This window comes from Curtobacterium sp. L1-20 (genome assembly GCF_048755855.1).
Classification (GTDB): domain Bacteria; phylum Actinomycetota; class Actinomycetes; order Actinomycetales; family Microbacteriaceae; genus Curtobacterium.
This window is the reverse complement of sequence record NZ_CP151473.1, coordinates 2,383,965-2,408,302: the sequence shown is the minus strand read 5'-3', so window position 1 is coordinate 2,408,302 and position 24,338 is coordinate 2,383,965. Positions and strand designations below refer to the sequence as shown.

Genomic DNA, 24,338 nt, shown 5'->3' with positions numbered 1-24,338 from the left:
GTGCCGGTTCCTGGAACCGGCACCGGGCCTCCCGTCGTCGCGATGGTGTGGGTCAGGCGACCCAGTCGGCCAGTTTGCGCGCTGCGGCGCCCGAGTCGACGGCCTCGGCGGCGACGACCAGCTGCTCGCGGAAGCGGTGCAGGATCGGGCGGTCGACCTCGGCCGGGTCCTCGGCCAGTCGGAACGCGACGAGCCCGGCCGCGGCGTTCAGCAGGACGATGTCGCGCACCGCGCCGGTCTCCCCCGCGAGGAACCGGTGCACGACGGACGCGTTGTGTTCCGGGTCGCCGCCGAGCAGGTCCTCGACGCGGGCCCGGGCGATGCCGAGGTCCCGCGGGTCGAGGTCGTGCTCCGTCACGCGGCCCCCGGTGACCTCCCAGATGTGGCTGTGCCCGGTGGTGGTGAGCTCGTCGAGGCCGTCGTCGCCACGGAACACGAGTGCGGTCGCGCCGCGGGTCTGGAACACGCCCGTGATGATCGGCACGAGCTCGAGCTGCGCGACGCCGACGGCGTTCGCCTCGCACCGCGCGGGGTTGACCAACGGCCCGAGGAAGTTGAACACCGTCGGGACGCCGATCTGCCGGCGCACCGCGGCCGCGTGGGCGAAGCCGGGGTGGAACGCGCTGGCGAACGCGAAGGTCAGCCCGACACGCCGGAAGGTCTCGGCGACACGCGCGGCGTCCATCGTCAGGTCGAGGCCGAGGGCGGCGAGCACGTCGCTCGAACCCGACTTCGACGAGCTCGCCCGGTTGCCGTGCTTCACGACCGGGACCCCGGCCGCGGCGATGACCACGGCGGCCATGGTCGAGACGTTGACGGTGCCGACGACGTCGCCGCCGGTGCCGACGATGTCGAGGGCCATCGGGTCCACGTCGAGCGGGACGGCGGCCTCGAGGATCGCGTCGCGGAAGCCGACGACCTCGTCGACGGTCTCGCCCTTCGCCCGGAGCGCCACGACGAACGCCGCGATCTGGGCCTCCGTCGCACGGCCCGCGACGATCTCCTGCATGGCCCATGTGGACTGGCTGATCGAGAGGTCGTCGCGCGCCATGAGCGCGCTGATCACCGAGGGCCAGGTCAGGAGGTCGGACATGCCTCGATCGTAGTGAATTCGAGAGACCCGCCAGAGTGCTGCGAAAACACTGTCAGTGGTTTCGGCCATAATGGACCACGTGACTAGCACCCCTCTCTCCAGATCCGCCAGCGGTCCGGTCCTGAACAGGCCGAACGCCGTTGCCGTGGGGACGATCGTGTGGCTGGGCAGCGAGGTCATGTTCTTCGCCGGCCTGTTCGCGATCTACTTCACGCTGCGCAGCACCTCGCCCGAGCTCTGGGCGACCGAGACCTCCAAGCTCGAGGTGCCGTTCGCCTCGGTGAACACGATCATCCTGGTGCTGTCCAGCTTCGCCTGCCAGTTCGCGGTCTTCGCCGCCGAGCGCTTCCAGGTGCACCGCACGAGCTGGAACCCGAAGGACTGGGGCATGACGGAGTGGTTCTTCGTCACGTACTGCATGGGCGCGATCTTCGTCTGCGGTCAGATCTTCGAGTACGCGAACCTCTGGCACGAGGGCGTGACGCTCTCCTCCAGCGCCTACGGTTCGGCCTTCTACATGACCACCGGCTTCCACGGCCTCCACGTCACGGGTGGCCTCATCGCCTTCCTGCTGACGCTCGGTCGCGGGTTCGCCGCCAAGAACTTCGGTCACAAGGAAGCGACCACCGCGATCGTCGTGTCGTACTACTGGCACTTCGTCGACGTCGTCTGGATCGGCCTCTTCGCCGTCATCTACCTTCTCAAGTAGGAACTGGATAGCCCCCACCGCATGTTCAACAGAAGCAAGTCCAAGAAGGGCCGCCGTTCACCGATGGCGACCGTGTCGCTCATCGTCGTCGGTCTGATGACCACCGGCGGTGCGTACGCGCTGTTCAGCTCCACGGCGAACGCCGACGACAGCACGAGCACCGTGGCCGCGTCGAGCCAGTCCAAGGTGAACGAGGGCCAGAAGCTCTTCGCCTCGAACTGCGCCACCTGCCACGGCCTCTCCGCGCAGGGCACGAGCGAGGGCCCGTCCCTCATCGGTGTCGGCGCCGCGTCGGTCGACTTCCAGGTGGGCACCGGCCGCATGCCGATGGCCGCCCAGGGTCCGCAGGCCGAAGAGAAGCCCGCGCAGTTCACGGACGAGCAGGTGGACGCCCTCGCCGAGTACGTCGCATCGCTCGGCCCCGGCCCGTCGGTCCCCTCCTCGCACCTCACCAACGGTTCGCAGGGCGACGCCGCCGAGGGTGCGGAGCTCTTCCGCATCAACTGCGCGATGTGCCACAACGTCGCCGGTGCCGGTGGTGCCCTGACCGAGGGCAAGTACGCGCCGAACCTCGAGTCGGTGACGGGCAAGCACATCTACGAGGCCATGCTCACCGGCCCGCAGAACATGCCGGTCTTCAACGACCTGAACCTCACCCCGGAGCAGAAGGCCGACATCATCACGTACCTCAAGTACGTGCAGGACAACAAGTCGCCCGGTGGGTTCGCCCTCGGCTCCCTCGGCCCGGTGGCAGAGGGTCTGTTCATCTGGATCTTCGGTCTGGGCGCGGTCGTCGCGATGACCGTCTGGCTGACCGCGAAGTCCAACTGATCGTCCGTGTCGAACGACACTGAAGGGAACACCATGGCAGAGCACGACGACGAGGCACTGAACTCGTCCTCGGCTGTCGAGAAGCACGGCACGACCAGCACGCCGGCCGGCACCGCGGTCCTCCCCGCGGACCCGTTCGAGAACCCGGGCGAGCCGCCGCACCGCGCGCGTCGCACCGACGTCGACCCGAAGAAGCAGCGTCTGGCCGAGCGTCAGGTCGCGACGTTCTTCTACCTCTCGATCGTGGGCAGCGTCCTCGCGATCGCGGCCTACGTCGCCTTCCCGATCGACTCGAACGACTTCGGGACGGTCCGCACGGCGAACCTGTTCCTCGGTCTGGCGATCGCACTGGCCCTGCTCGCGCTCGGCCTGGGTGCCGTCTACTGGTCGAAGTCGCTCGTCGTCGACCGCGAGATCTCCGAGCTCCGCCACACCACCCGCGGCACGGACGCGACCCGCGCGAAGGCCGTCGAGGCCTTCCAGCTCGCTGACAAGGAGTCCGGGTTCAGCCGTCGCAAGCTGATCCGCAACTCGATGATCGGCGCGCTGGCCGCGTTCCCGCTCCCCGGCATCGTCCTCGTGCGCGACCTCGCGCCGGCGGCCGACCCGAACGAGCTGCTCCGTCACACGTTCTGGAAGTCGGGCATGCGCCTGACCAAGGACCCGACCGGTCTGCCGATCAAGGCGTCCGACGTCACGATCGGGTCGGTCTTCCACGTCATCCCCGACGGGATGCTCGACTCGGATCACATGCTCGAGGAGAAGGCCAAGGCCGCCGTCCTCCTCATGCGTCTCGACCCGAAGGACCTGAACCCCGCCAAGGGTCGCGAGAACTGGGGCTACGACGGCATCGTCGCGTACTCCAAGATCTGCACCCACGTCGGGTGCCCGGTCGCGCTCTACGAACAGCAGACGCACCACCTGCTGTGCCCGTGTCACCAGTCGACGTTCGACGTGTCGAACAACTGCGACGTCATCTTCGGCCCGGCCGCCCGCCCTCTCCCCCAACTTCCTATCGCGATCGACGACGACGGCTACCTGGTTGCCCAGAGCGACTTCCACGAGCCGGTCGGTCCGTCCTTCTGGGAGCGTGAACGCTGATGAGCACCACCACCACGAACGCACCTGCGTCGAGCACCAAGCCGGCGCCGGAGCGTGGATCCCGCATCATCGGCGGGGTCGCCAACTACATCGACGAGCGCACGAGCATCTCGGGCCTGGTCAAGGAGGTCGGGCGCAAGATCTTCCCCGACCACTGGAGCTTCATGCTCGGCGAGGTGGCGTTGTACAGCTTCGTCGTCGTCCTGCTCTCCGGCACCTTCCTGACGTTCTTCTTCCAGGCGTCGATGGCCGAGGTCGTCTACAACGGCTCGTACGTCCCGCTCAAGGGCGTCGAGATGTCCACGGCGCTGCAGTCCACCCTGAACATCTCGTTCGACATCCGCGGCGGCCTCTTCGTCCGGCAGATCCACCACTGGGCGGCCCTGCTGTTCGTGGCCTCGATCATGCTGCACATGGCCCGCGTGTTCTTCACCGGCGCGTTCCGCAAGCCGCGTGAGCTCAACTGGGTGTTCGGCTTCCTGCTCTGGGTGCTCGCCATGGCCGAGGGCTTCACCGGCTACTCGCTCCCCGACGACCTGCTCTCCGGCAACGGTCTCCGCATCATCGTCGGCATGATCGAGGGCGTCCCCGTCATCGGCGTCTGGATCGCCTACCTGCTCTTCGGTGGCGAGTTCCCGGGCACCGACATCGTCGGCCGTCTCTACACGCTGCACATCCTGCTGCTGCCGGCGATCCTCGTCGCGGTGCTCGGCGTCCACCTCGTGCTCGTCGTCATCAACAAGCACACCCAGTTCGCCGGGCCCGGCAAGACGAACGAGAACGTCGTCGGCGTGCCGATCCTCCCCGCGTTCGCCGCCAAGGCCGGTGGGTTCTTCTTCATCGTCGCGGGCATCCTCGCCCTCATCGCGTCGATGTTCACGATCAACCCGATCTGGAACTACGGGCCGTACGACCCGTCCCCGGTGTCCGCCGGTACCCAGCCCGACTGGTACATCGGCTTCGCCGACGGTGCGCTCCGTCTGGTGCCGCCGCACTGGGAGGTCGTGTGGTTCGGCTACACGGTGTCGTTCAACATCCTCGCGCCGATCGCCGTGCTGGTGCTGCTCATCCTCGCCATCCTGCTCTACCCCTTCATCGAGGGCTGGGTCACCGGCGACAAGCGTGAGCACCACCTGGCCGACCGTCCCCGCAACGCCCCGACGCGCACCGCGTTCGGCGCCGCTGGCATCACGCTCTACGCGAGCCTCTGGGCGGCCGCGTCGTCGGACATCATCGCGACGCACTTCATGGTGTCGATCGAGCACGTGATCCACGTGATCCAGGCCACGACGGTCCTCGGCCCGTTCGTGGCCTTCTGGATCACGAAGCGTGTCTGCCTCGCACTCCAGAAGAAGGACCGCGAGATCGTGCTCCACGGGTACGAGTCCGGTCGCATCGTCCGACTCCCCCACGGCGAGTACATCGAGGTGCACGAGCAGCTCGACGAGTACGAGCGCTGGAAGCTCCTGCAGTTCAACGAGTACAAGCCGCTCATGATCCGCCCGAACGCCAAGGGCAAGATCTCGTCGGTGCAGAAGCTGCGTGCCGGTGCCTCCCGCTTCTTCTTCGAGGACCGCATCACGCCGGTCACGAAGGCCGAGCTCGAGGCGGCGCACGCCGCACACCACGGTCCCGAGCTGGAAGGTGAGCACCAGGCCCCGGCCCTCGGTGCGAACAACCACTAGGCTCCACCACGAAGCAACCCCCGTCACGAAGTGGCGGGGGTTTCTTCGTGGGTCGGGAACACGCCGCCCTCGGTTCACGTTCGGTTCACCAACACGTGCTGGACTCGTCCAGGACGGTGTGGCACTGTGTTGCACCACGCACCCGCCAACGGAATGAGACCCCGATGGACAGCCGGACGGCCGAACACCCCAGGCCGAACCACTTCCTCCTCCACCTCAGCGACACCCACCTCGTGGCAGGCGACGGTGACCTCTACGGCGCCGTGGACTCCGCGGCGCGGTTGAGCGAGATCATCGCCGACATCGAGGCCGCCGGCACCCGGCCGGAGGCGATCGTCGTGACCGGCGACGTCGCCGACAAGGGCGAAGCCGGCGCCTACGCCCGGATCCGCGACATCGTGCAGCCGGCCGCCGACCGCATCGGCGCGCAGGTCATCTGGGCCATGGGCAACCACGACGAGCGCGGTGCCTTCCGCCAGGAGCTCTTCGGTCTGCAGCCCACCGACCGGCCCGTCGACTTCGTCTACGACGTGAACGGTCTGCGGGTCATCACGCTCGACACCAGCGTGCCCGGACGGCACCACGGCGAGGTCTCCCCCGAGCAGCTCGACTGGCTCGCCGAGGTCCTCTCCGAGGCGGCGCCGCACGGCACGATCCTCGCCATGCACCACCCGCCGGTGCCCAGCGTGCAGGACCTCGCGGTCCTCGTCGAGCTCCGTGATCAGGACGCGCTGGCCGAGGTGGTGGAGGGCAGTGACGTGATCGCGATCATCGCCGGACACCTGCACTACTCGACGAGCGCCGTGTTCGCGGGCGTTCCCGTCTCGGTCGCGAGCGCCACGTGCTACACGCAGGACCTCACCGAGTTCCAGGGCGGTACCCGCGGTCGCGACGGCGCGCAGTCGTACAACCTGGTGCACGTCTACGGCCACAACGTGGTGCACTCGGTCGTGCCGATCGGGCACTACGCCACGGTGGGGCAGCCCGTCACGGCCGCCGAGACCGAAGCGCGCCTGGCCGCCGCCGGCGTCACCATTCCCGCAGCCGTCGAGCCGGCGCCCGTCACGTCGAGCATCCCGGTGTTCACGCTCGACGCCGTGCCGGCCTCCCCGATCCGCCGGTAGCGCGGTACCGCGCGGCGATGGGTGCCGCCGCCGTGCCACGGTCACGGTCGTACCGCGAAAGCGACACCCTGCCGGGGAACTCCCGCAGCAGGGTGCCGCTTTCGCGTGAGGGAACGGAGCGCCGGGCCGGCGGCCTACGCGCCGGACTGCTCCCACGGCGCGGGGAACGGGAAGTACTTCTCGAGGAAGTCCGTCACCCGCTGGGTGCGCTCCTCGTCGCTGACCTCCGGGAAGCTCCCGTCGTTCAGGCAGAAGAAGTCCGCGTTCCGCTTCTTGAGCAGGTCGTCGAGTGCCCGCAGTCCGGACTGCATCGTGGTGTCGATGTACCGGACGTCCGCGTTCTCCTGGACGATCGCGCGACCGGTGAGCAGCGAGTAGTAGTGGTACAGCGAGTTCGTCACGGAGATGTTGTCCGCCGCGCGGAACCGCGAGGCCGCCGTCGCCGCGAACTCGTCCGCGAACTCGTGCTCCATCTCGGTCATGATCGACGCCCGGAGCGGGGTCGGCGCGTGCTCGAGGTGCCGCGTGGTGACGGCACCGAACCGCTGCTGCAGCAGACGCCGGTTCACGCGCGCGGAGTTCTCGAAGCCGCTGCGCGCAGCGTTGTTCGAGCCGAGCCCGATGCGCGTGGACGCCAGGATGAACTTCGTCACGGATCCGGGGCTGAAGAACACGGACGGGTCGACCATCCGCCCGAAGAACATGTCGTCGTTCGAGTAGATGAAGTGCTCGCTGATGCCCGGGATGTGGTGGAGCTGCGACTCGACGGCCTGCGAGTTGTGGGTCGGCAGCACCGAGGGGTCGGCGAAGAACTCCTCGCTCCGCACGATCCGCACCTTCGGGTGGTCGGCGAGCCACGCCGGTGCCGGCGAGTCGGTGGCGATGTAGATCTGCCGGATCCACGGCGCGAAGGTGTGCACGGACCGGAGCGCGTACTTCAGCTCGTCGATCTGCCGGAAGCGGGCCGGGGCGTCGTCGCCCTCCCCCAGCACGGCGTTCGCCTGCGCGGCCTGACGGGCGCGCTGGTACTCGACGGCGTTGCCGTCCACCCACGAGAACACGATGTCGATCGGGAACCGGATGTCCGAGACGTGGTCGTCGAACATGTGCTCGACGGTGCGCCACGTGCGACCGTAGCGCTCGATGTCGACGAGGACGAACTCGTCCACCGGCAGGCTCCGGCGCATCAGCGCGTTCTCGACCGGCGCCAGGACCTCGGTGTCGGTGACGCGCCAGAACTCGACCTGGACGCTCGTCTCGGCGCCGTAGCGGAGGCGCCCGAGCGGCTCGAGTCGGGGTCGGAACACCCGGAGGACCGGTTCGTCGACGGACCCGAGTCCGTCGTCGATGACGAGCACGGCCGGCTGGCCCGGGGGCTTCGCGTAGAAGGGCTCGTTCGCGGCGGCGGCCATCACGGCGCTCTCCGCCCGCTGGCGGTCGCGCTCGTCGAGCGCGATCACGGGGCGCTGGTCGTTGCCGCGGATGAGCAGGTGGTCGACGTCGCCGGCGGTCAGCGCGTCGTCGAGGAACAGGAGGTCCTCGATCATCGACTGCTGGGGCGTGAGGTGTCCGTTGACGAGCGTGAGGCGGCCCTTGCGGACGACGACGTCGGCTCGGTCGAGACCGCCGGAGGACGGTCGAGGGTTCAGCAGAGGACTCTCGGTCACCGGCTCGGTCTCGCTGCTCATCCATGCCCTTCGGGTCGATCGGTCGGGTCCAGCACCCGGCCCCTGCGATCCTACCGTCCGCGCAGACCGTCGGTCAGCGCGTGGGCGGTGCCGGCCTGGAGGCGCTGCTCGCGACCGTCTCGCGGGGCACCTTGACGAGGATCCCGACCACGATGAACACCGCCGCCGCGACGAGCTGGAGCGCCGCCCAGACCTCGCCCGGGATCGGCACGACCTCGAGCGGGTTCCAGCAGACGGCGACGGCCGCCATGAGCACGACGGCCCACCACGCCCGCCCGCGAACGGCGAAGACGAGGACGATGAGGCTCAGGACGGTCACGCCCCACCGGGCGAAGACGAAGCCGGACGAGTCCACGATCGCGACACATGCGAGGAGCACGATCGCTGCGATGAGCGACGGCGCCAGAGCCGGTCGCGTGAACGGCGGGAGTGCTCCGGACGACCGGGACGAGGCGACGGTCGCGGGGCGGCCGGCGCCCGCGGGCACGCCGTTCTGGGACGACCCCACCGGGGGCCGCCCCTTCCGCGCCGCCATCAGGCCGAGGCGCCGTCGAGGTCGATCGCCTGGATCGAACGGGACATCGGCGGCAGCCCGCGCACGCGCTCGAGCGCCGGCAGGAGTTCCGCCACGTACGCCCGGTAGCCGTCCTCGGTGAGGTGGAGGCCGTCGTCGGTGAAGCGGTCGTCGAGGTGGTCGCCGTCGGCGAGGGCGGGCCACGCGTCGAGGTACTGGGCGTGGCACGTCGCGACGAACTGCCGGAGGTGCCGGTTCGCCTCCTCGATCTTCGCGGCGAACTCGGCCTGGCGCGGCAGGATCGAGACGAGCAGCAGCCGGACGCCCGGCAGCTCGCGTCGGAGGGTGACGAGCACCGACTCGACGCCGCGCACGACGTGCTCGACGCTGGCGCGGTGGTTGCCGAAGTCGTTGGTGCCGACCAGCAGCACGATGACCTCGGGCTGCTGGGCGATGACCGCGTCGAGCCGGGCGAGCACCCCGTCGGTGGTGTCACCGCTGACGCCCTGGTTGACGGTGCGTTCCCCGGGCAGCCAGTCGTCCCACGCGCCCTGCGCGGTGAGGCTGTCACCCAGGAACAGGACGGCGCCGTGGTCCTCGGTGGTCGCTGCGTCGTCGGGCTGGACTGCGTCCGCGGTCATGCTGCCTCCTCGTGTGCCGGTTCCTGGTCCCCATTCTGCTGGGTCCAGTTCCGCCCCGTCGACTCGGTGTGCTCTGACTCGCGTTCGGCGGCGGCGGTGATGCGCTCCACCATGCCCGGGAAGATCACGCCGTGGAAGGGCAGGATCGAGTACCAGTACAGGCGGCCGGAGAGGCCCTGCGGGAAGTAGATCGCGCGCTGACGGTAGTCGCTGCCGCCGTCGTCCGCGGGCGTGACGGTCATCTCGAGCCAGGCACGTCCAGGGGACTTGAACTCGGCACGGAGCCGCAGGTAGCGACCGCGTTCCAGACGCTCGACGCGCCACCAGTCGAGCGCGTCGCCTTGCTCGAGGCGCCGCTGGTCCCGCCGGCCCCGGTTCAGGCCGACGCCGCCGGCGAGCTTGTCCATCCAGCCCCGGGCGACCCAGGCGAGCGGGAACGAGTACCAGCCGTTCTCGCCGCCGATCGACTCGACCACGCGCCAGACGTCCTCCGCGGAGGCGGACGAGTGCCGCTTGCGGTCGTCGACGTACACGGTGTGCCCGGCCCAGTCGGGGTCGCTCGGGAGCGGGTCGGCCGGCGTCGCGGCGAGGGTGGCGTTCCGCCAGCTCGTCTCGACCTCGCCCGAGCGCATCCGGCTCAGGGCCAGCCGCACGGCCCGGCGGTAGGACGTCAGGCCGCCCTCCGGACGCGGCACCACGTCGTCGATGTCGTGCTCGCGCTGGACACACTCGAACTGCAGCGACTCGATGATCGGGGTCGCCAGCTTCTTCGGGATCGGCGTCACCAGGTTGAACCAGTGCGCCGAGAGGCCCGGCGTGAGGACCGGCAGCACCGAGATCGCGCGCTGCGGGAGCTTCGCCTCGACGGCGTACCCGTTGAGCATCTGGCCGTAGCGCAGCACGTCCGGGCCGCCGATGTCGAAGGTGCGGTTGACGTCCGCGGGGATGTCGAGCGCGTGCACCAGGTAGTAGAGGACGTCGCGCACCGCGATCGGCTGGATCCGGTTGCGGACCCACCGCGGCGCAGGCATCCACGGGAGGACGTCGGTGACGTGGCGGATCATCTCGAACGACGTGCTGCCGGAACCGATGACGACCCCGGCCTGGTAGGCGATCGTCGGGACGCCGGACTGCAGGAGGACGTCGCCGACCTCCTTGCGGCTCCGGAGGTGCTTCGAGAGCTCGCCGTCCGGGTGCAGACCGCCGAGGTAGACGAACCGTCGGACGTCGGCGGCCTTCGCCTCCCGCGCCATCGTCTCGACGGCGTCCCGCTCCGCCTGCTCGAAGTCGCCGTCCGCGCCCATCGCGTGGGCGAGGTAGTAGACCGCCTCGATGCCCTCGACCGCGGCGCGCACGGCTTCGGCGTCCTGCAGGTCGCCCGCGGCGACGTCCACCTGGTCGTGCCAGGGGACGTCCTGCAGCTTGCGAGGGGTGCGGACGAAGACCCGGACGCTGTGGCCGGCTTCGAGGAGACGTGGGACGAGACGACCGCCGATGTACCCGGTGGCCCCGGTGACGAGGACGCGCATGACGGGCACGGTACGCGTGTCGCCTCCGGGTAGGCTTGCGGCGTGGACAAAGCAGCGTTCTCCGTCGTTCCCGAGCCGACCAGTGCCGATGCCGTGCGGGCGCTGATCGACCACGCGATCCTCAAGCCCGAGCTGACCCGCGCGGACGTGGACGCCCAGCTCGACGAGGCCGCAGCCCACCGGGTGTTCAGCGTATGCGTCCGCCCGAGCGACGTGACGCACGCGGTCGAGCGACTGCAGGGCACCGGCGTCGGCGTCGGCACGGTGATCGGGTTCCCCCACGGCACCACCTCCACCGGCGCGAAGGTCGCCGAGTCCCTGCAGGCGCTGGCCGACGGCGCGTTCGAGCTCGACATGGTGCAGAACATCGGCGCCGCGAAGTCCGGTGACTGGGAACGCGTCGAGGCCGACGTCCGTGCCGTCGTCGACGCCGCGGGCAGCACCGTCGTGAAGGTCATCCTCGAGACCGCGTTCCTCACCGACGACGAGATCGTCGCCGCCTCGCGTGCCGCGCAGTCCGCCGGCGCCGCCTTCGTGAAGACGTCGACGGGCTTCGCCGGTGGCGGAGCGACGGCCGAGCACATCCGGCTCATGCGCGAGACGGTCGGCCCGGACACCGGCGTCAAGGCGTCCGGCGGGGTCCGCGGACTCGACACCCTGCTCGAGATGGTCGCCGCCGGAGCCGACCGCATCGGGACGAGTGCGTCCGCCCGGATCCTGGACGAGGTCGCGCACCGCGCAGCGACCGGTTCGGCGTCCGTCCTCGGCGACGACACCACGTCCTACTGACCGCGGTCCGCGTCGACGACGCGGACCGACCCACCCGACCGACCACCACGACCGGCCCGGGACCCGTGGGACGCGACCTCCGCGTGCCGGGGCCCAGCCGCGCCTCCCGTCCGCCGCATCGGAGCGAGCATGACCACCACCGCAACGCCGTCCACCCCGCTGGCCCTCGCCGTCGACCTCGGCGGCACCAAGGTCGAAGCCGCCCTCGTGACGGACGAGGGCGTCGTGCTCGCCCCGAGCCGCCACCGCAGCCCGACCGGACCACAGCGGACGTCGGAGGAACTGCAGGCGGCGGTCGACGAGGTCGTCACGGCGGCGTTGGCGGCGCTGCCGGCCGACGCGACCCTCGTCGGCGTCGGGATCGGCTCGGCCGGGCCCGTCGACGAGGAGCACGGCCTGGTCTCCCCCCTGAACATGCCGGTCTGGCGCGGGTACCCGCTGCGCGACCGCGTCGCCGCGCACGTGCCCGACGGCGTGCCGGTGACGCTGCGCATGGACGGTCTCGCGATCACGCTGGCGGAGCACTGGGTCGGCGCGGCGCAGGGCTCGGACCACGTGATGGGCATGATCGTCTCGACGGGTGTCGGCGGCGGGCTCATCCTGCACGGCCGCACCGTCAGCGGACCCACCGGCAACGCCGGGCACATCGGGCACGTCGAGTGCGGTGGGTTCGACGACCCCTGCGCCTGCGGCGGCACCGGCTGCCTCGAGGCCGTCGCCAGCGGCCCGAAGACCGTCGCCTGGGCCCGGCGTCAGGGCTTCGCCGGCACGACCGGCGAGGAGCTCTCGGCAGCGTACGCCGCCGGCGACGAGATCGCGATCGCGGCCGTGCGACGCAGCGGTCGGGCGCTCGGACAGGCGATCGCCGCGGCCACGAGCCTGGTCGACCTCGAGGTCGTGGCCATCGGTGGCGGCTTCTCGCACGTCACACCGGATCTCTTCACCTTCGCGCGCGAGGCCGTCGCGGAGCGGGTCGAGTTCGGGTTCGTCACCAAGGTGCGGATCGTGCCGACCGGGTTGTCGCAGGACGGGCCGCTCATCGGCGCCGCCGCGCTCGTGCACCGCGCCGACGTCCTGCGCTGAGCCCGCGGGCTCTCCACAGGGGGTTCTGTCCGGCCGGGGACGTCGGGCAGGATGTGCGGGTGCCCCGCTCGCGACTGCTCACCAGCGACGACTGGCCGGAGGCAGAACTCCGTGCGGCGGTGCTCGCCGGGGAGCTCGTCGCCGTCGGACCGTGCTGGGCCTCCCCCGCCGAACCGCAGACGCCGTCCCTCAGAGCCGAGGCCGCGGCGTGGGTGCTCCGTGACCCGAGGCTCATCGCGAGCACGCTGACCGCCGCATGGGTCTGGGGCGCGACCTCCCGGCCTCCGTCGCCGCTCGACGCGTGCGTCCCGCCACAGGTCCGGGTGCACGTGGGCGCCGACGTCCGGCTGCGTGAGATCCGGATCACCGACGAGGACACGGTCCGGCTCGGGCTCCTCCGGGTGACCGTGCCGGCGCGGACCGCCGTCGACCTGCTGCGGACGCCGGGCGGGCTCGGCACGTCGGCTGCCGACTCGGCGTCGAGCGCGGCGGGGGTCTTCGGGACCGCCGAGGCCACCGCCGTCCACGGCCTGCTGGCATCCGGCGCGGCGACGCGCTCGGAGGTCCTGGAGCGGCTCAGCGGCCTCGGGACGGTGCCGATGGTCCGGCAGGCCGAACGGCGCCTGCGCGCGCTCCGGGTGGCCCCGTAGGGCTGCGGAGACGCACCGCACTGACCCGCCCCGGGCCGCCCGGCGTCGGTCAGCCCGCGCTGACCCGGTAGACGTCGTACACGGCGTCGATCCGGCGCACGGCGTTGAGCACGCGGTCGAGGTGCGTGGTGTCGCCCATCTCGAACACGAACCGGCTGAGTGCCAGGCGGTCCGACGACGTGGACACCGTCGCGGACAGGATGTTCACGTGGTGGTCCGTCAGCACCCGGGTCACGTCGCTCAGCAGGCCCGACCGATCGAGCGCCTCGATCTGGATCTGCACGAGGAACACCGACTTCGACGACGGGGCCCACTCGACCTCGATCATCCGGTCCGGCTCGTTCATGAGCGACTTCACGTTGGTGCACGACGCCTGGTGCACCGACATGCCCTGACCGCGGGTGATGAACCCGACGATCTGGTCTCCCGGCACCGGCGTGCAGCACTTCGCGAGCTTCACGAGGATGTCCGGTGCGCCCCGGACCAGCACCCCGCTGTCGCTGTTGCGCAGCTGGCGGCTGGTGACCTGTCGGGGGAAGGACAGCTCCGGCTCGTCCGTCTCGGTCTCGGACTGGACGCCGGCCAGCACCTTCTCGATCACGGACTGGGTGGAGACGTGGCCCTCGCCGATGGCGGCGTAGAGGGCGGAGACGTCGTCGTACCGCATCGCGGACGCCACCTCGGAGATGGAGTCCTGGCTCATGATCCGCTGGAGCGGCAGGTTCTGCTTGCGCATTGCCCGCGCGATTGCGTCGCGACCCTGCTCGATCGCCTCTTCGCGGCGCTCCTTGGTGAACCACTGCTTGATCTTGTTGCGGGCCCGAGGGCTCCGGACGAAGGTCAACCAGTCCTGGCTGGGACCCGAGTCGGGGTTCTTCGACGTGAAGATCTCGACGACGTCACCGCTCGACAGTGCGCTCTCGAGCGGGACGAGGCGACCGTTGACCTTGGCGCCCATGGTGCGGTGCCCGATCTCGGTGTGGACGGCGTACGCGAAGTCGACCGGGGTCGCGCCGGAGGGCAGGCCGATGACCTTGCCCTGCGGGGTGAAGACGTACGTCTCCTTCGCACCGATCTCGTAGCGCAGCGAGTCGAGGAACTCCCCCGGGTCGCTCGTCTCGGCCTGCCAGTCGGTGATGTGTGCGAGCCACGCCATGTCCTGGTCGGTGGCCGACGAGGTGTCGACGTCGCGCCCGGCTGCCCGCTGCTTGTACTTCCAGTGCGCCGCGACACCGAACTCGGCCCGCTGGTGCATCTCGTGCGTGCGGATCTGGATCTCGACGGCACGACCCTGCGGTCCGAGCACCGTGGTGTGGAGCGACTGGTACAGGTTGAACTTCGGCGTCGCGATGTAGTCCTTGAAGCGGCCGGGCAGCGGCGTCCACCGTGCGTGGACGGACCCGAGCATCGCGTAGCAGTCACGGACGGTCGGGACGAGGACGCGGATGCCGACCAGGTCGTAGATCTCGTCGAACTCGCGACCCCGGACGATCATCTTCTGGTAGATCGAGTAGTACTGCTTCGGCCGCCCCATGACGTCGCCGCGCACCTTCGCGGCCTTGAGGTCCTTCTTCAGGGTGCCGATGACGTTCTGCACGAACTGCTCGCGCTTCGGCTGGCGTTCCTTGACCAGGCTGTCGATCTCGACGTACAGCTTCGGGTGGAGCACGGCGAACGAGAGGTCCTCGAGCTCCAGCTTGATCATCTGGATGCCGAGCCGGTGCGCCAGCGGCGCGTAGATCTCGAGCGTCTCCTTCGCCTTCCGCGTCGCGGACGCGGACTCCACGAAGCCCCACGTGCGGGCGTTGTGCAGGCGGTCGGCGAGCTTGATGACGAGGACGCGGATGTCCTTCGACATCGCGATGACCATCTTGCGGACGGTCTCGGCCTGCGCGCTGTCGCCGTACTTGACCTTGTCGAGCTTCGTGACGCCGTCGACGAGCATCGCGATCTCGTCGCCGAAGTCGGACCGCAGCTGGTCGAGCTGGTAGTCGGTGTCCTCGACGGTGTCGTGGAGCAGCGCGGCCGCGATCGTGATCGGTCCGATGCCGAGGTCCGCGAGGATCTGCGCGACCGCGACCGGGTGCGTGATGTACGGCTCGCCCGACTTGCGCTTCTGCCCGTCGTGCGCACGTTCGGCGACGGAGTACGCACGCTCGATCAGCGTGACGTCGGCCTTGGGGTGGTGGGAGCGGACCGTCCGGATGAGGGTGTCGACCGCACCGGCCGGCTGCGCCCGCGAGAACAGCCGCGGCAGCAGCGACCGGAGGGAACCGAGGTTGCCGGTGGTGTTCGGGCCGAGCGGGCTCGACGGCCGCGGAGCGGAGCCCGGTCGCGCGGCGTCCGGGGGCGTGGACTCACGGGTGTCCGTCATGAAGCGCCTCCCAGGACTCGGTCCGAGCTCGATCCGACAAGACTACGCGCGTCCGGTCAGTGCTCGTGACGCGGTTCGCCCTGGGCGTCCGCGCCGTGGTCCCCCGACCCGTCACCGGGGCGCACGACCGGCGCTCCGGCCTGTTCCCACGCGACCATGCCACCGGTCAGGTTGACCGCGGGGACGCCCGACTGCTCGAGCGCGGCGACGACCCGGGCGGACCGGCCGCCCGAGTGGCACACGATGATCGCCGGCTCGTCCCCGCCGTCGATCTCCTTCCACCTCGCCACGAGTTCCGACATCGGCACCAGCGTCGCCTCGGGAGCGTGGACCTCGTCCCACTCCCCTTGCTCGCGCACGTCGAACAGTCGTGCTCCGTGCTCGATCCGGCGAAGGGCCTCGGCGACGTCGACGTCGACGATCTCGGCCGGCATCAGACGCCCGCCGCCGTGTCGACCTCGCGCTGGCGCTTCGCGGCCGCCTGCTGCTTCTTCGCGTCGGCCTGCTTGACCTTCGGCTCGTTCTCGCGCAGGTGGGCGTACATCGGCGACGCGATGAAGATGGTCGAGTACGTGCCCACGATGATGCCGATGAACAGCGCGAGCGAGATGTCGCGCAGGGTCCCGGCTCCGAGCACGTACGAGCCGATGAAGAGGATCGCCGCGACGGGCAGGAGCGCCACGACCGAGGTGTTGATCGACCGGACGAGCGTCTGGTTCACCGCGAGGTTCACCGACTGCACGAAGGTGCGGTGGGACTCCTGGCTGGTGTTCTCGCGCACCTTGTCGAAGACCACGACGGTGTCGTAGAGGGAGTACCCGAGGATCGTCAGGAAGCCGATGACCGCCGCCGGCGTGACCTCGAGTCCGACGATCCCGTACACGCCGGCCGTGATCAGCAGGTCGTGCAGGAGCGCGACCATCGCCGACACCGACATCTTCCAGGTCCGGAAGTACACCGCCATGAAGACGGCGGCCAGCGCGAGGAAGATCACGAGGCCACGGATGGCCTGCGCGAGCACGTCGGCACCCCAGGTCGCACCGATGAAGGTCGCGGCGACGCGTTCCTCGGGGACGTCGTACGCCTTCGCCAGGGCGTCCTGCACCTCGGTCGTCTCACGGTCCGTGAGCTGACCGGTCTGCACCCGGATGCCGTGCTGGCCGAGCTGCGAGACGCGCGGGACGCCCTCCGGGACGATCGACTCGACGGTCCGGGTCGCGAGGTCCTGGTCGAGGGACTTCACGTCGGAGAGCGTGAACTCGGACCCGCCCGTGAACTCGATACCGAGCTGGTAGCCGCCGCGGAGCCACGGCACTGCGAGCGAGATGACGATCGCGACGATCGCGACGAGGTACCAGGTCCTGCGTCGTCCGACGATGTCGTACGAGCGCTTCCCCGTGTAGAGGTCGCTGCCGAACTGGCTGAAGCTGGCCATCAGTCGTCCTTCCCGTCCGGCGTGGTGCCGTTGTCGACGGAGCCCTGCTGGGCCTTCCGCTCCGCGATCGTCTGTCGACGCTGGGCCTCACCGGCGCTGCGCTGGCGCTTGCCGTCGACGACCGGGGCGCGGAACTGCGCCCGTCCCCGGTAGACGGCACCGAGCGCTGCCGGGTCGAGCCCGCTGAACTTGTGCCCCTCGCCGAAGAACCGGCTGCGGGCGATGAGCTGCATCATCGGGTGCGTGAACAGCACGACCACGACGACGTCGATGAGCGTCGTGAGGAGCAGCGTGAACGCGAAGCCCTTCACGTCGCTGACCGCGAGGATGTAGAGCACGATCGCGGCGAGGAAGTTGATCGAGTCCGAGGCGAGGATCGTGCGGAGTGCCCGCTTCCAGCCGGACTCGACGGCGCTCTCGAGCCCACGTCCGTCGCGCAGCTCGTCGCGGATGCGCTCGAAGTAGACGATGAACGAGTCCGCCGTGATGCCGATCGCCACGATCAACCCCGCGACGCCCGCCAACGAGAGACGGTAGTCGACCCGCCACGACATGATCGCGATCACGAGGTAGGTCAGTGTCGCGGCCACACCGAGCGACAGCACCGTGACGAACGCGAGCGCCCGGTACTGGATCACCGAGTAGATGATCACCAGGATCAGACCGATCAGGCCGGCGACGAGGCCGCCGACGAGCTGCGCGGTACCGAGGGTCGCCGAGATGTTCTCGTTCGACTGCACCTGGAAGTTGATCGGCAGGGCGCCGTACTTGAGCTGGTCGGCGAGGGTCTTCGCGGACTCGGCGGTGAAGTTGCCGGTGATCTGCGCCTTGCCGTTGGTGATCGCGGCGTTCGTGCTCGGCGCGGTGATGACCGACCCGTCGAGGACGATGGCGAACTGGTTCTGCGGGGACTGCAGCGAGACCAGGCGGTTGGTGACCGTGCGGAAGTCCTTCGTGCCGTCACCGTTGAAGGTCAGGTTGACGGCCCACTGCCCCGTCGACGTGCCCTGCGAGTCCGTCGCGAGACCCGAGGTCGCGTTGCTGATGTTCGACCCGGACACCTCGACCGGACCGAGGATGTACTTGGCGGCCCCGTCGGCGTCGCAGGTCACGAGGGGCTCGTCGTCGGGCGCGGTGGTGACGTCGTCCGGCGCCTTGCAGTCGTAGTTCGTGTAGAGGTCCTGCAGCCTGGGCGTCACCCAGGCCAGGTCGCTCGCGTTCGTCGGCTTCGCGCTCGGCGTCGCGGCGAGCGAGGCGGGCGGCGAGTACGGCGTCGGTGACGCGGAGGACCCGTCGTCCCCGCCGACGGACGAGCTCGAGGCGGCCTCGGTGTAGAGCACCGGGCGGAAGGTGAGCTTCGCGGCCGCCTCGATGCGGTCGATCGTCGCCTTGTCGGGCTTGCCCGGGATGGAGACGACGATGTTGTTCGTCCCCTGGGTGTTGATCTGCGACTCGGAGACACCCGTGGCGTTGATGCGCTGCCGGATGATGTTCACGGCCTGGTTCAGCTGCTGGCTCGTGACCGAGCCGCCCTCGGTGTTCTGCGCCGCGAGCGTCAGCTGCGTGCCGCCCTGCAGGTCGAGGGCGAGTTCCGGGATCCAGCTGGCTCCCTCGTACCACTTGCCGCTGTCGTCCTTCGTTGACCCGGCGAGGATCGACGCGGCGGTGTTCAGACCCGCGAGGACCGCCATCAGGATCACCAACCAGGTGAGCGAGCGGATCGCCTTCTTGACGGGTGTCGATCGTGCCACCGGTCGTCTCGTCTTTCTGTCAGGACCGACGGTGGTGACCGGCGGCAGGTGTCGCCGCCGGGTCGGTGGACCCGGCGGCCGAGGTGTCAGTCTTCGGTCTTGCGCTTCGTCGCGTCGGTGTCGGAGTCGATCGGGTCGACGCGCTCACCGTAGACCGGCTCGCCGTTGAGTTCGGCGACGGGCTTGGGTGCGTCCGACTCGTCCTCCGGGGTGGCGGTGGTCTCGATGTCCGACGCGTTGTCGTCGACGACGCGCGACAGGGTCTGACGGTGCACGGTGACGACGGTGCCGGGGGCGATCTCGACGTCGGCGGTGACCTTCTCGTCGTCGACCGACAGGAGCGTGCCGTACAGGCCGAAGGAGAGCATCACCCGTGCGCCCGGCACCATCTTGGTGGCGAGCTCGGACTGCTGCTTCTTGCGCTTCCGGCTGTTGTAGAACATGAAGGCCGCGAACGCCACGACGATGACGATGAGGACGACTTCTTGACCCATGATGCGTTGCCTTCTCTGGTTGCTCGGTTTCGGGCCGTAGCAGTCTAGGGCACACGACTGTGCGTGGCATGTCACCCCGGACGCTCGGACCGGTCAGTCGGTCTCGTCGTCGAAGAGGCCGGGTTGCGCCCCGGCCGCCTGGCCCGGCGTCATGCCGAAGTGGCGCCACGCCTGCGGTGTGGCGATGCGGCCGCGTGGGCTCCGTGTGACGAGACCGACGCGGACGAGGAACGGTTCGACGACCGACTCGATCGTCTCGGACTCCTCGCCGACCGAGACCGCGAGCGTGTTGAGGCCCACCGGTCCCCCGTCGAACCGCGTCAGCATCGTCTCGACGACGGCGCGGTCGAGGCGGTCGAGGCCGAGCTCGTCGACGTCGTAGAGGTCGAGCGCCCCTTGCACAGCGGTCATGCCGTCGGTGGTGCGGTGCACGAGGGCGTAGTCGCGGACTCGGCGGAGCAGGCGGTTCGCGATGCGGGGTGTGCCGCGCGAGCGTCCGGCGATCTCGCGGAGCGCCGTCCGGTCGATGTCGAGCTCGAGCAGGTGCGCCGCACGGATGAGGACCTGTTCGAGTTCGTCCTTCTCGTAGAACTCGAGGTGGGCGGTGAACCCGAAGCGGTCGCGGAGCGGGTTCGGCAGGAGCCCGGCGCGCGTCGTGGCCCCGACGAGGGTGAACGGCGCGAGGTCGAGCGGGATGCTCGTCGCGCCGGCGCCCTTGCCGACCATCACGTCGATCCGGAAGTCCTCCATCGCCAGGTAGAGCATCTCCTCCGCCGAGCGCGCCATGCGGTGGATCTCGTCGATGAAGAGCACCTCGCCGGGGACGAGCGACGAGAGCACGGCGGCGAGGTCGCCCGCGTGCTGGATCGCCGGACCGCTCGACATCCGCAACGGGCGGCCGGACTCGTGCGCGACGATCATCGCGAGCGTGGTCTTGCCGAGCCCGGGCGGCCCCGCCATGAGGATGTGGTCGGGGGTCCGCTCCTGCATCGCCGCGGCCTTCAGCAGCAGGTCCAGCTGCCCCCGGACCTTGCGCTGCCCGACGAACTCGTCGAGGGACTTGGGCCGGAGCGCGCCCTCGAAGGCGAGTTCTTCCTGCGACTCGGCACTGGCTGCGGTGATGCCGCTCACCGACCGGCCCCCGCCGGGCGGAGGGCACCGAGTGCCGCGCGGAGCAGCGCCTGCGTGCCCATCGTCGCGGCGCCCGGCTCGGTGGCGATGGTGTCGTCGACCGCACGTTGCGCGGCGTCCTCGCGCCAGCCGAGCCCGACGAGCGCCTCGACGACGTCGATCGCGGCCGGGTGCGCGGCGGTGCCGCGGGCTGCGGCCACGACGGGCGCCTGCTCGAACGCGGCGAGCTTGCCGGAGAGCGCGACGATGATGAGCTTCGCGGTCTTCGGGCCGATGCCGGAGACCTTCCGGAAGGCGGCGTCGTCGTCGTTCGCGACGGCGTTCGCCACCTGTGCGGGTTCCATGTGCGCGAGCACGCCCATCGCGGACTTCGGCCCGACGCCGGAGACGCTGCGCAGGAGGTCGAACACCTGCAGCGCGTCGGTGGACTCGAAGCCGAAGAGCAGGTGCTCGTCCTCGCGCACGATCATCGCCGTGCGCAGGAAGACCTCGGATCCGTGGCGCATCGAGAGCGCGTGCGCCGGGGTGACCGTGACGGCGTACCCGACGCCCCCGACCTCGACCACGACGGCCGATCCGGCGACGTCGATGCAGGTGCCCCGGAGACTCGCGATCATGCGCCGAGCCTACGGCCGCCGACCGACGTCGCGGACCTGCCACGCTGCGGTCGCGCCGCAGCGGCGGCCGCCCGCGCGAGTGGTGAGTCGACGGTCCCGCCCTGGGCGTCCCGCCAGGCGCGCTGCGCCGGGGTGAGGTTCGTCGGACGCGAGCCGACGGCGTCGGGTGACCCGAGCCTCCAGGCGTGGCAGACCGCCAGGGCGAGCGCGTCGGCGGCGTCGGCGGGCTTCGGGGCCTCGTCGAGCCCGAGCACCCGCGCGATCATGGTCTGGACCTGGCGCTTGTCGGCGTTGCCGTACCCCGTGACTGCGGCCTTCACCTCGGACGGCGTGTGCAGCCCGACGGGCAGCCCGCGGGCGGCCGCGGCGTGCAGGGCCAGGCCGGCGGCCTGCGCCGTGCCCATCACGGTCCGGACGTTCGCCTGGGCGAAGACCCGTTCCACCGCGACGGCGTCCGGCCGGTGTTCGTCGATCTCGGCGGCGATGCCGTCGGCGATGAGCAGGAGCCGCTGCTCGAGTGCCATGTCGGCGGGCGTGCGCACGACCGTGACGTGCACGAGTCGGGCGCGACGGTTCGGTGCGACCTCGACCACGCCGACGCCGCACCGCGTGAGCCCGGGGTCGACCCCGAGCACGCGCAGCATCGGCTTAGTCCTCGTCCTCGTCGAGCTCGGCCTGGACGTCGGCGGGGATGTCGAAGTTCGAGTAGACGTTCTGCACGTCGTCGCTGTCCTCGAGCGCGTCGATGAGGCGGAACACCTTGCGGGCGGTCTCGGCGTCGACCGGGACCTTGAGACCCGGCACGAACTCGGCGTCGGCCGAGTCGTAGTCGATGCCGGCGTCCTGCAGGGCCGTGCGCGCCGCGACGAGGTCGCTCGCCTCGGTGATGACCTCGAAGCCGCCGCCCTGGTCGACGACGTCCTCGACACCCGCGTCGAGCACGGCCGTCATGACCGTGTCCTCGTCGAGGCCGTCGGTCTTCGTGACCGAGATGACCCCCTTGCGCGCGAAGTTGTAGGCCACGCTGCCCGGGTCGGCCATCGTGCCGCCGTTGCGCGTCATCGCGGTCCGGACCTCGGCCGCGGCACGGTTCTTGTTGTCCGTGAGGCACTCGATGAGCATCGCGACGCCGTTCGGGCCGTAGCCCTCGTACATGATGGTCGTGTACTCGATCGTCTCGCCGGTGAGGCCGGCGCCGCGCTTGATCGCGCGGTCGATGTTGTCGTTGGGGACCGAGGTCTTCTTGGCCTTCTGGACCGCGTCGACGAGGGTCGGGTTGCCCGACAGGTCGGCCCCGCCCATCTTCGCGGCGACCTCGATGTTCTTGATGAGCTTCGCGAACGACTTCGCACGGCGCTGGTCGATGACCGCCTTCTTGTGCTTGGTCGTTGCCCACTTGGAATGCCCGGACACGGTGCTCCTTGCGTCTTTCGGAAAGTCCCGACCAGTTTAGCGGCCGGGAGGCGCGGGTCGCCGCCGCCGCGCTGGTCCTGTGGACAGCGCGGTCGCGCACGGAACCACGTTCCGGACACAGCACCACGGAACAGCGCGGTGTGGTGTCCGGAACCTGGTTCCCGAGCGGCCGGGTCAGGCGCTGCGGACGAGTTCCAGGAAGCGTCGGTGGAAGCGGTCCTCGCCGGCGACCTCGGGGTGGAACGCGCTCGCGAGCACGTTGTCCTGCTGCACCGCCACGACCTGACCGTCGGCGAGTGCACCGAGCACCTGCACCGACGCGCCGTGCTCCTCGACCACGGGGGCCCGGATGAACACCGCGTGCACCGGGGCGTCGCCGAGCGCCGGCATCGGGATGTCGGTCTCGAAGGAGTCGTTCTGGCTGCCGAAGGCGTTGCGCCGCACGGTGGTGTCGAGCACGCCGAGCGTCTGCTGGCCCGGGATCCCCGCGGCGATCCGCGAGGACAGCATGATCATCCCGGCGCAGGTGCCGTACGCGGGCAGACCGTCACGGATTGCGGCGCTCAGCGGTTCGGCGACGCCGAACGTCCGGGACAGCTTGTCCATGACGCTCGACTCACCGCCGGGGATCACGACGCCGTCGAGCGCGTCGATCTCCTCCGGGCGACGCAGCGGCACCACGTCGGCGCCGAGCTCCGTCAGCGACGCGATGTGCTCGCGGAAGTCGCCCTGCAGCGCGAGGACCCCGATGCGGGGCCGGGCGCTCACCAGCCGCGCTCGGCGAGGCGGTGCGGCGCGGGGACGTCGGCGACGTTGATGCCGACCATGGCTTCGCCCAGACCGCGGGAGACCTCGGCGATGACCTTCGGGTCGTCGTGGAACGTGACGGCCTTGACGATCGCCGCGGCACGCTTCGCCGGGTCACCCGACTTGAAGATGCCGGAGCCGACGAACACGCCGTCGGCGCCGAGCTGCATCATCATCGCGGCGTCGGCCGGGGTCGCGACACCACCGGCGGTGAAGAGCACGACCGGGAGCTTGCCGGTCTGCGCGACCTCCTTGACGATGTCGAAGGGCGCCTGGAGCTCCTTCGCGGCGACGTAGAGCTCGTCTTCCTTGAGGTACCGGAGCGCCGCGATCTCCTTCGAGATGGTGCGGATGTGCTTCGTGGCCTCGGACACGTCACCGGTGCCGGCCTCGCCCTTGGAGCGGATCATCGCCGCGCCCTCGGTGATGCGGCGGAGCGCCTCGCCCAGGTTGGTGGCGCCGCAGACGAACGGGGTGGTGAAGTTCCACTTGTCGATGTGGTTGACGTAGTCGGCGGGCGACAGGACCTCGGACTCGTCGATGTAGTCGACGCCGAGCTCCTGCAGCACCTGCGCCTCGACGAAGTGGCCGATGCGCGCCTTCGCCATGACGGGGATCGACACCGCGGCGATGATCTCCTCGATCATGGACGGGTCGGACATGCGGGCGACGCCGCCCTGCGCACGGATGTCGGCGGGCACGCGCTCGAGCGCCATGACCGCGGTCGCGCCGGCTTCCTCGGCGATGCGGGCCTGCTCGGCGTCGACGACGTCCATGATCACGCCGCCCTTCAGCATCTCGGCGAGGCCGCGCTTGACGCGGTCGGAGCCGGTGATCGAGGTGCCAGGGGTGCCGGAGGTGCTGGTGCTGTCGCTCATG

At 70.0% G+C, this 24,338-nt stretch carries 24 protein-coding genes; 8 read left to right on the top strand and 16 right to left on the bottom strand.

Annotated elements, in window-relative coordinates:
- Positions 1-52: 52 nt before the first annotated feature.
- Positions 53-1,093: an anthranilate phosphoribosyltransferase gene (trpD, locus tag AAEP86_RS12905; RefSeq protein WP_420367735.1), complete on the bottom strand. Its 1,041-nt coding sequence runs from the start codon at positions 1,091-1,093 to the stop codon at positions 53-55.
- 70 nt (positions 1,094-1,163) lie between these two features.
- Here trpD and AAEP86_RS12900 point away from each other — a divergent pair, with 70 nt between their 5' ends.
- The 5 genes from AAEP86_RS12900 (at position 1,164) to AAEP86_RS12880 (ending at position 6,543) form a co-directional block, all read left to right on the top strand.
- The gene (locus AAEP86_RS12900) at positions 1,164-1,802 is read left to right on the top strand and encodes a cytochrome c oxidase subunit 3 (RefSeq protein WP_420367734.1); all 639 of its coding nucleotides are present in this window, start codon (positions 1,164-1,166) and stop codon (positions 1,800-1,802) included.
- Between the two features lie 21 nt (positions 1,803-1,823).
- The gene (locus AAEP86_RS12895; protein WP_420367733.1) at positions 1,824-2,633 is read left to right on the top strand and encodes a cytochrome c; all 810 of its coding nucleotides are present in this window, start codon (positions 1,824-1,826) and stop codon (positions 2,631-2,633) included.
- 33 nt (positions 2,634-2,666) lie between these two features.
- Positions 2,667-3,734, top strand: a complete 1,068-nt coding sequence (locus tag AAEP86_RS12890) for a ubiquinol-cytochrome c reductase iron-sulfur subunit (protein ID WP_420367732.1) — start codon at positions 2,667-2,669, stop codon at positions 3,732-3,734.
- Complete coding sequence (locus AAEP86_RS12885) at positions 3,734-5,419, top strand: cytochrome b (RefSeq protein WP_420367731.1); 1,686 nt, start codon at positions 3,734-3,736, stop codon at positions 5,417-5,419. Before AAEP86_RS12890 ends, AAEP86_RS12885 begins: the two co-directional genes overlap by 1 nt.
- 164 nt (positions 5,420-5,583) lie before the next feature.
- Entirely contained in the window at positions 5,584-6,543 is a 960-nt protein-coding gene (locus AAEP86_RS12880) for a phosphodiesterase (RefSeq protein ID WP_420367730.1), read from the top strand.
- Between the two features lie 134 nt (positions 6,544-6,677).
- Here AAEP86_RS12880 and AAEP86_RS12875 read toward each other — a convergent pair whose 3' ends face one another.
- The 4 genes from AAEP86_RS12875 to AAEP86_RS12860 form a co-directional block, all read right to left on the bottom strand.
- Positions 6,678-8,231: a stealth conserved region 3 domain-containing protein gene (locus tag AAEP86_RS12875; protein ID WP_420367729.1), complete on the bottom strand. Its 1,554-nt coding sequence runs from the start codon at positions 8,229-8,231 to the stop codon at positions 6,678-6,680.
- Between the two features lie 73 nt (positions 8,232-8,304).
- Complete coding sequence (locus AAEP86_RS12870; protein WP_420367728.1) at positions 8,305-8,739, bottom strand: DUF6804 family protein; 435 nt, start codon at positions 8,737-8,739, stop codon at positions 8,305-8,307.
- A gap of 26 nt (positions 8,740-8,765) precedes the next feature.
- Positions 8,766-9,386, bottom strand: coding sequence for a GDSL-type esterase/lipase family protein (locus AAEP86_RS12865; protein ID WP_420367727.1), 621 nt, complete (start codon positions 9,384-9,386; stop codon positions 8,766-8,768).
- Positions 9,383-10,915 carry an SDR family oxidoreductase gene (locus AAEP86_RS12860; RefSeq protein WP_420367726.1) on the bottom strand — a complete coding sequence of 511 codons (1,533 nt, stop codon included), beginning with the start codon at positions 10,913-10,915 and terminating at the stop codon, positions 9,383-9,385. The genes AAEP86_RS12865 and AAEP86_RS12860 overlap by 4 nt, the downstream gene beginning before the upstream one ends.
- 42 nt (positions 10,916-10,957) lie before the next feature.
- Between AAEP86_RS12860 and deoC the strand changes: the two genes are divergently transcribed.
- From deoC to AAEP86_RS12845, 3 genes are all read left to right on the top strand, one after another.
- A complete protein-coding gene (gene deoC / locus AAEP86_RS12855; protein ID WP_420367725.1) occupies positions 10,958-11,704 on the top strand; it encodes a deoxyribose-phosphate aldolase in 747 nt (248 codons plus the stop codon).
- 129 nt (positions 11,705-11,833) lie between these two features.
- Positions 11,834-12,787, top strand: coding sequence for an ROK family protein (locus AAEP86_RS12850; protein WP_420367724.1), 954 nt, complete (start codon positions 11,834-11,836; stop codon positions 12,785-12,787).
- Between the two features lie 59 nt (positions 12,788-12,846).
- On the top strand, positions 12,847-13,437 hold the full coding sequence (locus AAEP86_RS12845) for a type IV toxin-antitoxin system AbiEi family antitoxin (RefSeq protein ID WP_420367723.1): 591 nt from the start codon (positions 12,847-12,849) through the stop codon (positions 13,435-13,437).
- A gap of 49 nt (positions 13,438-13,486) precedes the next feature.
- On the opposite strand, the gene AAEP86_RS12840 is transcribed toward AAEP86_RS12845, so the two are convergent.
- The 11 genes from AAEP86_RS12840 to pdxS form a co-directional block, all read right to left on the bottom strand.
- Positions 13,487-15,811, bottom strand: coding sequence for a RelA/SpoT family protein (locus AAEP86_RS12840; protein WP_420367722.1), 2,325 nt, complete (start codon positions 15,809-15,811; stop codon positions 13,487-13,489).
- Positions 15,812-15,867: 56 nt separating this feature from the next.
- Positions 15,868-16,245 carry a rhodanese-like domain-containing protein gene (locus AAEP86_RS12835; RefSeq protein WP_420367721.1) on the bottom strand — a complete coding sequence of 126 codons (378 nt, stop codon included), beginning with the start codon at positions 16,243-16,245 and terminating at the stop codon, positions 15,868-15,870.
- Positions 16,245-17,246, bottom strand: coding sequence for a protein translocase subunit SecF (gene secF, locus AAEP86_RS12830; RefSeq protein ID WP_420367720.1), 1,002 nt, complete (start codon positions 17,244-17,246; stop codon positions 16,245-16,247). The genes AAEP86_RS12835 and secF overlap by 1 nt, the downstream gene beginning before the upstream one ends.
- Complete coding sequence (gene secD, locus AAEP86_RS12825) at positions 17,246-18,997, bottom strand: protein translocase subunit SecD (RefSeq protein ID WP_420367719.1); 1,752 nt, start codon at positions 18,995-18,997, stop codon at positions 17,246-17,248. Before secD ends, secF begins: the two co-directional genes overlap by 1 nt.
- A gap of 86 nt (positions 18,998-19,083) precedes the next feature.
- Positions 19,084-19,491 (bottom strand): preprotein translocase subunit YajC, encoded by a 408-nt coding sequence (locus AAEP86_RS12820; protein WP_420367718.1) that lies wholly within the window; start codon positions 19,489-19,491, stop codon positions 19,084-19,086.
- A gap of 93 nt (positions 19,492-19,584) precedes the next feature.
- On the bottom strand, positions 19,585-20,622 hold the full coding sequence (gene ruvB, locus AAEP86_RS12815; RefSeq protein ID WP_420367717.1) for a Holliday junction branch migration DNA helicase RuvB: 1,038 nt from the start codon (positions 20,620-20,622) through the stop codon (positions 19,585-19,587).
- Positions 20,619-21,239, bottom strand: coding sequence for a Holliday junction branch migration protein RuvA (ruvA, locus tag AAEP86_RS12810; protein ID WP_420367716.1), 621 nt, complete (start codon positions 21,237-21,239; stop codon positions 20,619-20,621). The genes ruvB and ruvA overlap by 4 nt, the downstream gene beginning before the upstream one ends.
- Complete coding sequence (gene ruvC, locus AAEP86_RS12805) at positions 21,236-21,880, bottom strand: crossover junction endodeoxyribonuclease RuvC (protein WP_420370481.1); 645 nt, start codon at positions 21,878-21,880, stop codon at positions 21,236-21,238. Before ruvC ends, ruvA begins: the two co-directional genes overlap by 4 nt.
- A 7-nt stretch (positions 21,881-21,887) precedes the next feature.
- The gene (locus AAEP86_RS12800; protein WP_420367715.1) at positions 21,888-22,652 is read right to left on the bottom strand and encodes a YebC/PmpR family DNA-binding transcriptional regulator; all 765 of its coding nucleotides are present in this window, start codon (positions 22,650-22,652) and stop codon (positions 21,888-21,890) included.
- 174 nt (positions 22,653-22,826) lie between these two features.
- Entirely contained in the window at positions 22,827-23,420 is a 594-nt protein-coding gene (pdxT, locus tag AAEP86_RS12795; protein ID WP_420367714.1) for a pyridoxal 5'-phosphate synthase glutaminase subunit PdxT, read from the bottom strand.
- Positions 23,417-24,337: a pyridoxal 5'-phosphate synthase lyase subunit PdxS gene (gene pdxS / locus AAEP86_RS12790; protein ID WP_420367713.1), complete on the bottom strand. Its 921-nt coding sequence runs from the start codon at positions 24,335-24,337 to the stop codon at positions 23,417-23,419. Before pdxS ends, pdxT begins: the two co-directional genes overlap by 4 nt.
- Between the last annotated feature and the right edge of the window lies 1 nt (position 24,338).